This window comes from bacterium, assembly GCA_023145965.1.
GTDB lineage: Bacteria > UBP14 > UBA6098 > UBA6098 > UBA6098 > UBA6098.
On the sequence record JAGLDC010000027.1, the window covers coordinates 1 to 14,393 of the forward strand.

The window sequence follows — 14,393 nt, forward strand, 5'->3', positions numbered from 1 at the left end:
ATCCCCAAAGGGATCGACTGCATCGGTCGAGTCGAAAACATCTTCGCCATTGGCATACAAGGCGAAAACACCGGAATAATTTTGTCCGGTGATAATTATTTCACTCGCACCATCGTCGTTAAAGTCATATAGAACAGGACTTGCAAATATTCTTATCGAAGGGCCGATAGAACGAGGCCAACCATCGAGTGCGGTAAGTGTCGTCCATGCGAGAATGGAATCCGAGGGTGGGCTTTCTATCATAGATTCGCTAACTGAAGTTACCCGGTAGAAAAATTGCGTAACCTCTGGCAATCCCTCGTCGATATAGGTTCCAAATGAGATTGGGAAGGTATTAAGCTTTGTCCACAATGACGAACCCGTATAATCTCTTCTATAGATATTGTATCCATAAATCAAACCATCGTCGGGGGAAGCCCAATATAATTCCACTGAAGAAACTGAAGGATCCATTCCTACCGAGTCCGGAACGGATGGAGTTTTTAAGTCGAAATCGATTGTCTCGGGTGAGCAATTGGAGAAGTCGAATATAGCTTTCCCATCAATATGTATCGACTCGGAAACCAGATTAAGTGGTAAGATAAAAGTATCCAAAGGCTCTATAGTCCCAATTGCGTAGGAGCTAACATCTATAGTAGCACCCGATACCACAAAATCAACATCTCCGCCTCGAAAATCGCCAAATCCTGTATTGGTAACACCGAGAAGTATAATCGCAGTGTCGCCGGGAAAAGGAGAAGCAGCTCCTCCCCTATACTCAGTTGAAAAATGGTGGAAGATTGGTGCTTCAATATAAATCGAAAGTGTATCGCTATAGAATAAGCTATCCGACTCGATCCTAACTACAGGGCGAAGGTTAGTAATCCCTCGACAATCACTAGGAGCCGTGATTGAAAAGGCTGAATGAATTGTTAATGTATCAAAACTTGTAAAAGAATAAACAAATGCAACTGAATCGAGCGTGGGGCAACTAGTTAATGTAAATTTAACAGTATCTGCAGTCGAAGCACCACAGTTTTTAATTGAGAGATCGCAGGCAAAGGTATCCCCCGGTTCGAAAATAGTATCGCCATCCCCACCCAATGGATGGAATACGGCTCTTTCTATGATGGGATATGCTTGAAGCGGTTCAGCTACCGCGAGTGTTTCCTCTGTAAAAAAGGCTCCTCCCCCGGAAGCAGATATATAAACATATTCGGCTTCTCCCGGACGAATGTAGAGTCTTACAATGCCGTATTCGTTAGTAATATCAGTGGCAAATTTCCCTCCGGGGGTTCTGGCTACTATCGAGACATCGCCTATGGGTGAGGAAGTAAGCGAATTAAGCACTGTAACGGTTAATATGCCACCTTCGCTTGGAATCGAATCACGGGAAAATGATAAATCTACTTCTGATAATCCCTGTGGATAGACATCGAGAAAAGGGTAACCAAAAAGCGTTGTAATGCATTTATAATAGCGATAAACCGAGTTATCAGCGAGTGTAAGGAAGATATTCTGGAGTATCTCTCCCAATTTGATCGATTTATAGGGGAAGACGTTGTTTATCCAAAAATAATAGACAAGATTCACCTGAGATGTCCATGCCGCACGGGAATGTGCTATAATGGCGACTAAGCCGCCTTCAGTTGAGCGTATAGATGCGGCACCAATCGAAGATAAATCTATAGCGTTAACCTCGCATGAATATGTGTAAAGTATCGGGAAAAAGGGGTGATTATCAAGAGACAAAAAATCCCCAATATTCAGTCCTCCTCCACCCGATTCTTTTCCAGTATGAAGAATATACTGATAGCCGTGGTCTATGTGGCAGATGAGATATCTTCCTGAATATAATTGTGAACGGAAGTTAGTTTCGTTAAGTTCAATATCCCCACCAGTTAAATCAAAATGAGAATACATCTTAAGAGCATCTATTCCTTCGGGTAAGTGCGAATCGATTATCGAGTCACATATAAGTTGACCCATCTGGTCTTCGCCAGTAGGAGAAAGGCTTGCACATGCGAAAAGCCATCGCCGAATAAAATCGTTATTCAACTCTCTTCTATGCGAACGAAGTTTCTGGACATATGCTATAGCCTCGAGGGTGTCCTCTGGTTGAAATCGACCAACAAATAACTCTGGGAGGAAATCATCCTCATCCTCCTCACCGAAATAACGGTCAGCATTGTTATTCCAATTGCCATCCATCACGGTAAAATACATGTCGGTAGGTATCTCTTCCCATGTGGGAATAGCCATCATTCCATAACGAAAACGAACTGGAAGCTCTTCGATATTTCCAACAAGAAAGACTCCGGATATTCCCCACTTTTGATAAGCATCGACTATAAATTGGCGAATGCGTTCGACTCTGTCAACACCATGCGGATAGGCAGAATATAGAGCTTCGAGAGAAATGGGTTCGATAATAAGGCCGAAAGCTATTTCATCTTGAAAAAAGGCTTCGAAGTAAGGTAGAAATCTATCCGCTATTATCGCGACTCCATCTGAAGGATCATCGCCCAAAGCGGGAGGGAAGCTACGAACCCGGGACTCCATCTCATCCATCGGCTCGAAAATGAAGGGTGCCGGCAGGTTTTCTCGGTTGGCAACATTAGCTTCTAAAATTCGATTACGAACTGAAGCGGAGTATTGCGTGGAGGTAACTGGAAGCTCGGCTCTATAATCCCAGCGTTCGAGGTAAAAATCTATGTGAATTCTTTTATTCAAAAATAGTGTCCCATTGGAATTCTCATATGTAAACGGCCTAAGCTTTATTTGAGCGATTGGAACACCAAACAAAAGGCCGGTATTTATAAGCTCGGCGGTTTGATTATGTTCAGGAAAAAATTGTGGCCAGTTGCTATAGTATTCTTGTTGGGAAACGGAATTTATCTCGATGCCGGAAATTAATACCTCTCTTTCGGCTAGACATTCGATAGATACAGCTCGAGTTTGAGCAGGAAGTGCCACATTAAGCAAGCGGATTGGGAGATCTAATTGGCCGGGATGTGGTTGATCGCATCCTACAAGCTCGACATGAGCGTAATTGCCTTCAACCTCAATTGTTGGGATTCCTTTTTCGAAATGCGTGTAAGAAAACGCAAACAGAAGAGAAAAAGGCATCATTAACAATAAAATTTTTTTAAAATTAATCATCTAAAAATCTCCCTAAGAAATCCAGCCTAATTCGTTATATTTTTCAATGATTATGTTTGTTGTTTTAATAGGGTTATGAAACTCATCGAGCCATATTTTACCCCGTGAAATCATATCCATGCGCAAATTCTTATTTAAGGCCAATTTGACTAGCACATCTGGCAAAGTTTTTTTATTCGCAACAGCAAAAGGATGAGAGCCAAGAAATTTTTCATGGTCGGGAAGTAACTCAACTACAGTGGGTATCCCCATTGCAACCGATTCTAGCCCGCTGATTCCATAACCTAGCTCGCCGAGTTGATCAATAAAGATATGGCAAGAAGATTTAAGGGCTATTGTTTCCGCATGTGGTTTTTTTTCTATAATCACCGGTTCTACATGTATTCTTCTGGCGACGTTATTAATTGCGGATATTATCTCATTGGTTCCTTTTGCGGAACGATGCGATGCAACATGGCCTATACGAATTGGGCCATTGGGCGCTTTAGCATTAGGCAGGTTTATTGGATCGAAAGGAAAAGGCAACCATGTTGATCGAGGGTGAATAAATCGGTGATCGAATTCCATCACGAAGACCACCGAAGCCGCTTTATCTATTTTTGGAATAACACCGTGTTGCCTCAAATCACTCCCATAATATGTTGTAGCTAATTTGCCCCCCCTTAAAACCCAGTCGAGTATCCATTTTCCGCTTCTAAGAAGAGGTATTCCGCCATCCAAAACTACTATATCATAGTCATTTAATCTTTTTGGAAATCCTGCTTTTATTAATCTTTTTTCCCATATTTTATCTCTAAGAGCAAAAAGTTGTTTTGCGGGGAATTTATCACCTCGCCATTTAGGAGGGATTTCATTCAAATCTTTGCGACGAAGGTTTAGCGTTTGAGGAGTCGTTTTCAGTGCGCGTTGGATTTTCGTAATAAAATTGCCGGCTACCAAGGGCAAATCAAGGCATTCATCCTCTTTGAAGCCATAAGGGTGTGGCCACATTGTTATAAGGCAAGAATCGAAACCAGATTTGCGTTCGGCCTTAACTATTGAATAAGGCACTCCAGCGAAGTTTTGTGGTGCAATATGTAAAATAGAAATAGACATTGTTTTATTATACTAAAAAAGTCAAGTTAATCAATGCTAATCGAGAGTTTGAGGGTATCACAACACTGTCCTGGCGCTGTCACGTTTTTTGCTATCTATATGGGTTAGCATCAATAATCTCTTTTTATTGGGCAAATTTTGTGGCATTGCGTTCTCAACCCGCGCCAATGCAGTATTTTTCTTGCATAATTTTTTAGCATTTTTATCATTCAGTCACAAATAGCGGTTTTTTACGTATTGGGTATTTTTACATTTGTAACCCTATTATCATATGTGAATAAATCAGTGACATTAAAGGTTACTTTAATTAAAGAATTCGAGTATCAGTTGGCTTTACACTATCCTGAACGCCAAAAGCTGAAAAACCGACGTTTTTTGATATGATAGATTTTATAAGGTTATTTTAACTAACAAACTCTTATCTATTTGCAATAATCATTGACTTTGCAAAACTTAACTCGTATTATTAATAAGATAGTTAATGTTGATTAATCGAAACATATATAGGAGGATAATAACATGAGAATCAAGGGTTTATGGATATACCTTATTTGCCTTTTATTAGCATTTGTAGCTTTCGCGAACGATGATTGGGCTGCTATTAAGGCCGCTATGGGCAGAGCACACGAAACGCATACAAAAGCAATAGTTAGCACCCACAATGACACAATTGCAGTTCAGCTTGACGATACCGATGGTCAGTTTAATATTGGCAAAACCATTGGATCTGTGACTTTGCTATATAATTACCCATCTTCGCCATGGTCTTCGTGGAGTTGTTTTTATATCGATGGCACGCATTATACGAATGACTTCGGCGGTTTTGGAGACCCAACAGGTTCTGTCGATGTTGGTGGTGGAACAGTGACGTATCCTTTCACCCTTGTTCCACATTCTGGCGATTCTTCGTTTATTCGCGGTGGCTGGCGCCAATCGAACATGGATATTTATCAGATACTTCAGCCTGTCTATGTCGAGCACGATGCTTTCATCGATGCTTTCATTTTCATCAAGTATGTTATAGTGAATACCGATACAGTTTCACATCGAGTTGGAATTATTTTGCAGATGGACACCATGGTTGATGCTAACGACGCCGCAGAACTCGGCACGATCTGGGGTTACAGCGGTATCGAGGAGGACTGGACTTACGATAGCATGCCTCCGTGGTGGTTCGCATACGAGGCCGGCCCACCGCCACCCGCTGGCGCGATCACAGCAATGGGCATCCTCGACGGTTTCGATGCCGTTCGGCCGGACCGATTTGCGGTCGGTGGATGGGGTTCGTTTAATAGCTTGGGAACATGGACGTATTCGACAACTGGTGCGCCATATTCCGATAGCGCGGTGCTATACTGGTGGGGCGTCGACACAATTGCACCCGGTGATTCGCTTATTGGTGCAACCTATTATGGTATAGGGCACCCTTATAATTTTGGAAGTTTCACCTTCTTGGTTGACGATGTCGACGTTGAGAATTGCGTTTATTCTCCGAATCCTTTCAGCTTTTTCGTTATGTTCACGAATGAATCCGCTATGTCTCTGGATTCAGTTACCATTCATTTACTTCTTCCTCCCGGCTTATCATCGGCTTCAGGGTCTGTAGATACTCTGATGAATGGTGGCGCGCACCTTGGGACCGGTGGAAGTGGCGTTATGAGTTGGGACATTGCTATAACCTCACCCCCGGCATGGGATTCGATCACCGTTTTCGTTACTTCGCCGAGCACTTCGGATACTTTCTGGCCTGATGAGCCTTATCGCATGACTCTTCCTTTCGTGGGAGCACCTCCGCAAGGCAGTCTTATCGACCCATCAGACAGCGCATGGACCACCTGCTCTGATCAGGGCATTATGCTCAACTTCGCTTCAGAGAACGGCCTCGATCTTCCATCGGATATGACCTTCGTCGTATCTGGTTCAGTTCTCGATCTAACTTCGCCGTTATTAAGTTGGGAAGACGATACACTCACTTACAGCCCAACATCAAATTGGACAGACGGTGCAACTGTTGACTGGGCGCTCGTCGAGGCTACAGATGCAATGGGTTGTTCACTAGAAACACCGGTTTTAGGTTCATTCTCAGTCGATTTATCCGCGCCAATTGCGGAGAACGAGTGGCCCGAGGATGGTTCTATATTGGGTTCGCCTGATATTGAAGAAACATGGATTGAACTTTACGATGTTATTCGCGCTGTAGATCCTTCGAGCATTGTTTTCACCTGTAACAGCGTTGCATACTCGGTTTCAGATCCGGCTCTTTTCTATAGTAATGATACTCTTAGGTTTAACATTGAGGATGCGGGTATTGTTCTTGCCGATGGCGACACTGTTTGTTTTGAGATCACTTCAGCAGCTGATCTCGAGCCGGATTACTGTGAAGCTAATGAAATGGCGCCTTACAGTTGGTGTTTCAGTATCAATATTATAGATTTGGCCTTGCCCGATACACATCTGTGTCCGCCCGGAGATACCTTCGATATTCCCATCTTTTGCGAGGACCTCGCTGGGCTTGGAATAACAGAACTGGATATTACTGTGGAGTTCATAGATGATGTTCTTCAACCATTGGGCGTCGAATTATCAGGCTCGGTAGCTAGTGGATGGCCACTCTCTGTAACCACAACACCCAACAGAATGCATATAACAGGTTCCGGCGCTGAGCTAGGTTCGGGCGATGTTCTTTTCTATATTAAGTTCTTCGTTCCTTCAGGACACGCCGAGGGAAGTTATAGTCCTCTTAATTTCATCGATGCTACCTTCAATGCTGGAGAGCTGGCTTCGAAACCGGTGGATGGTTTCGCGACGGTTTGTTTCGATACGCATATGTGGTCGAATGACTTAACTTTCTCAATCAGTGATCAGAACCGAAGAATACTCACTCTTGGAGTTACCGGAAGCGCCACTGATGGCTACAATCCCGGTCTCGATATTCAATCGTTGCCGGTGCCTTCGACTCATGTTGATGGTTATTTCGATATTTCAGACCCATCATTCCCGTTAATCACAAGGCTCGAACGTGATATGCGCGGTCCTGCCCCACTTCCGATCGTTTGGACTGGTTATGCCGGCTCACCGATTTTCGGAGCGGTGACGTGTAGATGGAATCCGAGCCACTTCCCACCCGGAATGGTTTACATGATTTACACCGATGGCGGGATTACACGCACTATAAACATGAAGCGTATAGATAATATCACATTTTCGGATGAAACCGAATTCACTGTCATTTATGACCAGCCCGAGATCGGAAGGGCGGAGTTTACTACTTGCCCCGGATGGAACCTGCTTTCTTTCCCATTCGTGCCCAACGAGGCAATTTCTTTCCGAGAAATGGTTCCCCATTCAATCACTAATGGTTATTGGTATAACCCAGATACTTATTCCTATATTTCATCTCTCTATCCCGAACCGGGGAAAGGCTACTGGGTATTCTGCACAGACAGTGACACCTTTTTTGTTGGTGGAATGCTTGTTAGTGAAGCACATTTAGACATACGCACAGGCTGGAATCTTGTGGGTATTCCATGGGAAGACACTGGTATTTTACCCTTTGGCGCTTTAACCTCCGAACCGGATGTTATTTTGCCAACGAATGTATATGGTTATGATGCTTGTGGAACTGCAACTTATTTCACGCCTACGGACCTCGAGGTTGGTAGTGGGTATTGGGTTCTTAGCACAGCAGATGCTTTTATGACTATTATTGGTGATTCGACAGTAAGTAAGGCCCTCCCTGTTTATGAACCGGCATGGCAATTACCTATGATGATAGGCAATATGCCATATATCATCGGAATTGACAGCAGAGCCAACGAGAAGATCGATGCTTTTGATAGAGCGATACCTCCATATAACCCGGATGGAGGGCTTTTCTTTGGTGGAACATGTGAGGGGTTTTATTTAGCAAGGGATATTAAACCTAGCACTGATTCCGAGTTCGTTATTTCTGCGGGGGCTAAAATTCTATCCTGGGATCCTTCGGCTATTTCACCTGAATTCGAATTAATTCTTTATAATGGAAAGAGCGTTTTAGATATGAGAAGCTTTGATAGCGTGCTTCTCGAGGAAAGCGCTAAAATAAAGGTTAATCGCGTTCTACCTGAGGTTCCAACACTTTATTCAGCTGTTCCTAATCCCTTTAATCCGGTTACTGAGATTAAATTCGCTTTACCTGAAGAAAGCAAAATCGAGCTAGGGGTTTATGATCTACTCGGCAAGCGCGTTGCCATATTGATTGATGACAACGCTTCAGCTGGTGTGCACACCACTGTTTGGCGCGGCACCTCCGATGATGGCAAGGAAATGCCATCTGGAATATATTTCTATCGTCTTCTTGTTGTCGAATCGGGTAAAGCTATCACAAAGAGCATGATCCTTCTCAGGTAGCAAATGTTTGCATAGACTAGCTGGATCGAGTAATTAATATAACAAAAGGCCGGATTTTTATCCGGCTTTTTATTATATTACCTTACAATATGTTAATTATATTTATATATATAATTACATTAAGTATATGTTCTATCTTATTCATTATCAATATGTTACCGTTATTATTAAGCGCAATTAGGCGCTCTTAATGGGACATATTCTAAGGAAAGGCGATTCCTTGAGAGTCTCACGCTCACTTAAAACCTCATATGGAAGATTAAACACACATATAAAAAAAATATTGCTTTTTATAAACATTTACGCTAAAATACTTGATAATAATTGATTTATTGAAAACCATAGGAGAAAGTATGCCTTACAAACCGGCGGATTTTAGAAAAGGCCTTAAGCTAATATATAAAAATGATCCCTTCGAGATAGTCGAAGTGCAGATGTCGCTTCGAGGTCGCGGAAGGAGTAAATATAAAACAAAACTAAAGAATATGCGCACGGGCGCTGTATTAGAAAATGTTTTTACCGAGCAAGATAGTCTCGACGAAGGTGAATTCGCCAACCGTAATATGCAATATCTTTATCTCGATGGTGAAGGATTCCATTTTATGGACACCGATACTTACGAACAAATAGCATTTTCGCAGGATGCTATCGGTAACACGAAGTATTTCCTTAAGGAAAGCGAGACATATTCGATTTTGCTCCTAGGTCATGAGCCTTTGAATGTGGATTTGCCGGCTGGCGTAATTCTCGGGATTACAGAAACAGAACCCTCTATTCGCGGTGACACAGTTTCTAATGTCACAAAGAACGCTACTACCGAAAATGGTCTTGTAGTAAAGGTTCCGCTGTTTATCGATATCGGAGATAAAATCAAAGTTGATACTCGGTCTATGGATTACCTCGGGCGGGCCTAGAACCTTCATGGACGATACTACTAAATCAAAGCTTTTAAAGGCCGCGCAGAGTGTTCTTGGAAATGCTTATGCTCCTTATTCGGGTGTCTTTGTATCTTCGGCGCTGATAGATGATAAAGGGCGGATATTTACGGGCGTTAATGTGGAGAATTCGAGCTTTAGCCTAACTATATGCGCTGAGAGAAACGCCATATCGTCGGCAATATCTGCAGGGGCAAAATCGATAAAGGGAATATTGATATTATCCTCTATCGGCGCTATCCCACCCTGTGGGGCATGCAGACAAGTAATAGCCGAGTTTTCGAAACCCGAAACTACAGTTCTTCTAGCCTCAAAGGAATATATCGAAGAAGAGTGGACAATCGGTGCACTTCTCCCCTCGGCTTTTAAATTATTGGACAAGAGTGAGAATAAACTGGATTAACTCATGAAATTTGTTGTTTGTATAAAAGAAGTTCCGGACACAATAGAAGTAAAAATGGACCCGGTCCGTAACACACTTATTCGCACTGATGTTCCATCAATAATAAATCCATTCGATGCTTTCGCACTCGAACTAGCTCTTCAAAAAAAAGATATAAATCCTGATATAGAAATAACAACGCTTTCCATGGGACCTCCACAAGCCGAGAAAAGCCTTCGTAAAACCATTGCTATGGGCGCTGACAATGCTATTCTTATCTCCGATATTGCATTTGCGGGCAGTGACACTTGGGCTACATCTATGGCTCTTTCAACGGCCATAAAGAAGATCGGTAGTGTAGATCTGGTTTTTGCTGGCCAGCAGGCAATAGATGGTGATACAGCCCAGGTAGGTCCTGAAATAGCGGAATTTCTTTCATTGCCTCAGGCAATATTTATACGCGATCTCAATTTCGACGGAGAGAATAAGATAATCGTCGAAAGGATTACAGAAACTGGTTACGAAATACTCGATATTTTGCTTCCAGCTCTAGTGAGCGTGATCAAGCTTCCTCGCGATCCAAGATTACCCTCTCTTCGAGGTATGATGAAATCTAAAAGAGCCGAGATAATCAAATGGAACGCTAGCGATCTCGATTTAGACGCTAAAACTCTTGGACTCGATGGTTCTCCGACAAAGGTAATTAAGATATTCACGCCGGAAAAGCGGGTTGGTGGTGAACTCTGGGATTATGAACCAAAAAAAACAGCGGCGAGATTGGCTGATTTACTTAAAGAAAAACGAATTATTTGAAGATTAAATACTCTTTCTATAGACAACCGAAGCTATTACAATAACCAATCCAACGAAAAATAGCATTATGGCATCGCCGTAATATGCTTTGACTATATGGTTTTGTGCTGTAATAATATTAAAAAAAGGCATGGATATCTTTTCTCCAATAGAATATATGGCCCATGCGAGGATTATGTATCCCGAATTCTCGAAAAAACCTAGTATTTTTTCTTTCGACCTCATATTACTCAACGATGAAAAAGCCCTGGCGAGAAAACTTGCGGTTAGAATTGCAAGAAAGACTGTAACCAATACAAAACCGGACATAATAATACGGTCTTCGAGTGTAATATCCCCCGCACAAATATTAATACCTTGAATACCGATAACCATAATATCCGGTGTGGCAAAAATAAGCACAAGCATTATCAATCCCAAAATTCCAAAAGAAAAAGTTAAGACTTTGAAAGCCAAAGCCAGTGCTTTAGAGATTTTTTGTTTTTTCATTTTGCTATCCTCGATATATAATTTATATTTGGTTTATAATGTTATTATAAAAGGTTTATTATGAGAGTCCAAATTATTTCTTTATTGTTAATGGCTGTATGTATTTTTGGAGCGGATTCGCTTAATATTGGCCTCGAATATTATTTACCAACTACGCCTCTGAGAGGAGTAGCCACGGGTGAAAACTCGATTATAGCCTTTGGAAAAGCGCCAACAGCATATTCAATTCAATATCTTTGCGGTGGATCAGCAGTTATTCTCGATAGTGTTTCTTGGAGTGGTTCTTCTATCCCAGTGGGAACGAATCTCGCTGGAAGATGGATATCGGTTGAAGATGGCGTGGCCTATCTCTCGGACTGGACCCGTGGTTTGCATGTTATCGATATTTCCGATCCACTGGATATAGTCGATCTCGGTTCGTTGTCATTGAGCGGTCAGGCTAGATCAGTTTATCCTATAGGTGAGAGTCTTTTCGTTGCGGCTAACACTGATGGAATTCATCTTGTAGATATTTCCTCCCCATCGACACCTTTTGCCTTACTTAATTACGAAGTTGGTGGTTTGGCCATGGATGTCGCTGTTTCCGATGCTTCTATTATGTTTGTCGCTGAAGACCCCACTGGTATCTCTGTTTGGAATCTTGCTTCCCCATTAGAACCTATCACTTTCGAGGATATTCCAGGGACAATTACAGGCTTGGACTTTGCGGGCACCGATACAATTCTGATTGCAAGTGATTTTGAAGGATCGGTGAATATTGTCGTCCTGGATTCGACCTTCGAATTGGAGGTTGTTAATACGATACCTGTTGGCGATGATTACGTTTTCAAATCGATTTATGACGAGGGTTTGTTAATCGTTGCGGCTGGAGAAAGCGGGCTCTGGGTTTTTCAGCTCGATTCGGATGGAGTGTCTGTCGTTGATTCCGGATTTTATTCTCTTGATGGGTCCAATTTTGTGGATGTTTGCCTTTTCGGCGATATAGTTGTGGCGGCGGATGCGGAAGGCGGGATATTCTTTTTCGACATTTCATATTTCAGAGATAATATTTCAGAGAGCTCCTCGAGGCCGGTTTCACTAGTAATAAATTCGCAACCGAATCCATTCAATTCAGCTGTGAAAATTTCCGTTGATTTTTCTTCCCGCGAAAACGAGAATCCATTAATACAAATCTTCGATCTTTCTGGGCGGCGCATTGATATTATTTCGAGTATATCGAGAAATCTATTCCAATACAAGAGAGATTTCTCTTCTTCTAGTGAAAATAACAGAGTTAACGAATACATTTGGTATCCATCCGAAAACGTTACCTCAGGCATCTATCTAATTTTAGCTCAGATAGGCGATATAACTAGGACGAAGAAAATCATATTGCTAAAATAAGTTCCATAAACTTATGGTATTTAACTTTTTTGCTGAAGATAAATCACGAAATTTACGATTCCAAAATTTCGCGCCAGCCTCCCTTCTCGTGCCAGCGTTTTTCTCATTAATTGCACAAGGGCGCGGAAACCGCGCCTTATCTTGATTCACTTTATTTACTCAATATTAATAACTTACTCGAAATCGGTTGAAATATATAACCTTGGAGCATAAATTAGATTTGAAAGGGTTTATTTTTATGAATGGAGCAACATGCGCAACCTAGCAATTATTTTTACACTTTCGATAAGCGTCTTTGCGCTTTCCCCAGATTTTCCTGAGGCTATGCCTCGCGAGGCGCTGATGGGTGTCGATATACTCGAATCTGCTAACGATCAGATTATCGAAGCAGGCGATATTTTTTCGTGTTACTTAGATAGCGCGAAACTTCGCGTTCGTCTTCCGATGATGGTCGATTTCAGGACTAAATCGAACGAGTTCGAGCGATGCGGTGTTCACCTCGATATAGACATCGACGATGAAATCTCGATAAACATCGGACCGAAGGGCGGAGTTCAAGCCTCACAGAGAGGTGACCTCGAGCTTATCGGTATCGATTTTATGCCGGAATACGGCACTATCGACCTATTTTTTAATGAAGAAATATTATCTCGCCCTCGAATTGCGGTGCGAACTGTCGCTCGCGGGGTGACTATCGACGAAGCAACCTTCGGGCCTGAGGAACCGGAATATATGAATGCGCACTGCGCTTTTGTGCATCACGGTAATCAGTCTTTGGCCTACACCGATGTCCTTCGCGGGCGATCCGGTGCGGAGGCTTCGAGCGGATTCGACGAGGTGCTCGAAGTTCATGAACTATATTCGCTTCCGGGGAATTTCCATATGAGTGGGACGATCCAATCCGGTGCGGCATGGTATGACCCGGATTTCAATACCTGGCTCGCCAACGGCGTTGATTCAGGTTGGGTCGAGATGTTGTCGAGTGCATACGCGCAACATATCATGCCGTTCGTTTCCGACGAGATGAACGATTGGTCGGTCAATATCGAAAACCAGATGGTGGATTATCGTTACGGTTTCACGCCGCGTGTCGCGTGGGTTCCCGAGCGTGTTTTTCTTGACGGCCCGGACGGCGATTACCCAAACGACGGTGTTTCCGACTGGATCGCCGACGATTTTACCGATAACGACATCTGGGCGGTCATCCTCGACGATGATATTCATCTTAGCGGTTACGATAACCATAAAATACACACGCAATCTGGTAGCGGACTTCGCCTCATTCCGCGCGACAACGACTTTACCGGAAGACTGCACGCCGGCAACGGCGCCGGAGCGCTGTCTATCCTTCAGGGTCTCGGCTCCTCCGCCGAAGGCGATTATCATATTGTCGTTTATGCCGATGATTGGGAGATGGCCGCGGAGATGGGCGAGTGGGCTGGGTCGATGTCGGATGCCCTCGAAACTTACGAGTGGATGCTTCTCCAATGCTCTCTCGAATCATCGTGGCTTCATACATGGAAACTGACCGATGCCGTCGGACGTGCAGAATTCAACGGCTCGACCTTCACAATCGATTATGGCACGCATGGCTCTATTGGCGGCACCGATGGTTATGGCGGAGCTTCGGGCGGAGTAGGCAACCAATGGTATCTGCACTGGGCCGGTTATGCCAGTCCGTCGGATCATCACTCACCGCCCTGGAATTTCGGATATATCTGGAGCGACGCGAAGAATAACCTCGTCACCTGCCCGGATAACAACAC

9 protein-coding genes are annotated in these 14,393 nt (G+C 43.2%); 6 read left to right on the forward strand and 3 right to left on the reverse strand.

Annotation, left to right across the window (positions count from 1 at the left end; translation table 11 throughout):
- Positions 1-3,141 (reverse strand): hypothetical protein (locus KAH81_02955; protein ID MCK5832607.1); only part of this gene is annotated, 3,141 nt, incomplete at its 3' end.
- 12 nt (positions 3,142-3,153) lie between these two features.
- Complete coding sequence (locus tag KAH81_02960) at positions 3,154-4,236, reverse strand: glycosyltransferase (GenBank protein MCK5832608.1); 1,083 nt, start codon at positions 4,234-4,236, stop codon at positions 3,154-3,156.
- 519 nt (positions 4,237-4,755) lie between these two features.
- Here KAH81_02960 and KAH81_02965 point away from each other — a divergent pair.
- From KAH81_02965 to KAH81_02980, 4 genes are all read left to right on the forward strand, one after another.
- Complete coding sequence (locus tag KAH81_02965; GenBank protein ID MCK5832609.1) at positions 4,756-8,625, forward strand: hypothetical protein; 3,870 nt, start codon at positions 4,756-4,758, stop codon at positions 8,623-8,625.
- A 353-nt stretch (positions 8,626-8,978) separates the two neighbouring features.
- Positions 8,979-9,539: an elongation factor P gene (gene efp / locus KAH81_02970; GenBank protein MCK5832610.1), complete on the forward strand. Its 561-nt coding sequence runs from the start codon at positions 8,979-8,981 to the stop codon at positions 9,537-9,539.
- A gap of 7 nt (positions 9,540-9,546) precedes the next feature.
- Complete coding sequence (gene cdd, locus KAH81_02975) at positions 9,547-9,963, forward strand: cytidine deaminase (protein MCK5832611.1); 417 nt, start codon at positions 9,547-9,549, stop codon at positions 9,961-9,963.
- Positions 9,964-9,966: 3 nt separating this feature from the next.
- Positions 9,967-10,755 carry an electron transfer flavoprotein subunit beta/FixA family protein gene (locus tag KAH81_02980; protein ID MCK5832612.1) on the forward strand — a complete coding sequence of 263 codons (789 nt, stop codon included), beginning with the start codon at positions 9,967-9,969 and terminating at the stop codon, positions 10,753-10,755.
- 3 nt (positions 10,756-10,758) lie between these two features.
- Here the strand turns inward: KAH81_02980 and KAH81_02985 are convergent, their stop codons facing one another.
- A complete protein-coding gene (locus KAH81_02985) occupies positions 10,759-11,244 on the reverse strand; it encodes a hypothetical protein (GenBank protein ID MCK5832613.1) in 486 nt (161 codons plus the stop codon).
- A gap of 60 nt (positions 11,245-11,304) precedes the next feature.
- Between KAH81_02985 and KAH81_02990 the strand changes: the two genes are divergently transcribed.
- Together KAH81_02990 and KAH81_02995 are read left to right on the forward strand one after the other, a co-directional pair.
- On the forward strand, positions 11,305-12,627 hold the full coding sequence (locus tag KAH81_02990; protein ID MCK5832614.1) for a T9SS type A sorting domain-containing protein: 1,323 nt from the start codon (positions 11,305-11,307) through the stop codon (positions 12,625-12,627).
- A gap of 252 nt (positions 12,628-12,879) precedes the next feature.
- The coding region (locus KAH81_02995) for a hypothetical protein (protein MCK5832615.1) at positions 12,880-14,393 on the forward strand (1,514 nt) is incomplete at its 3' end.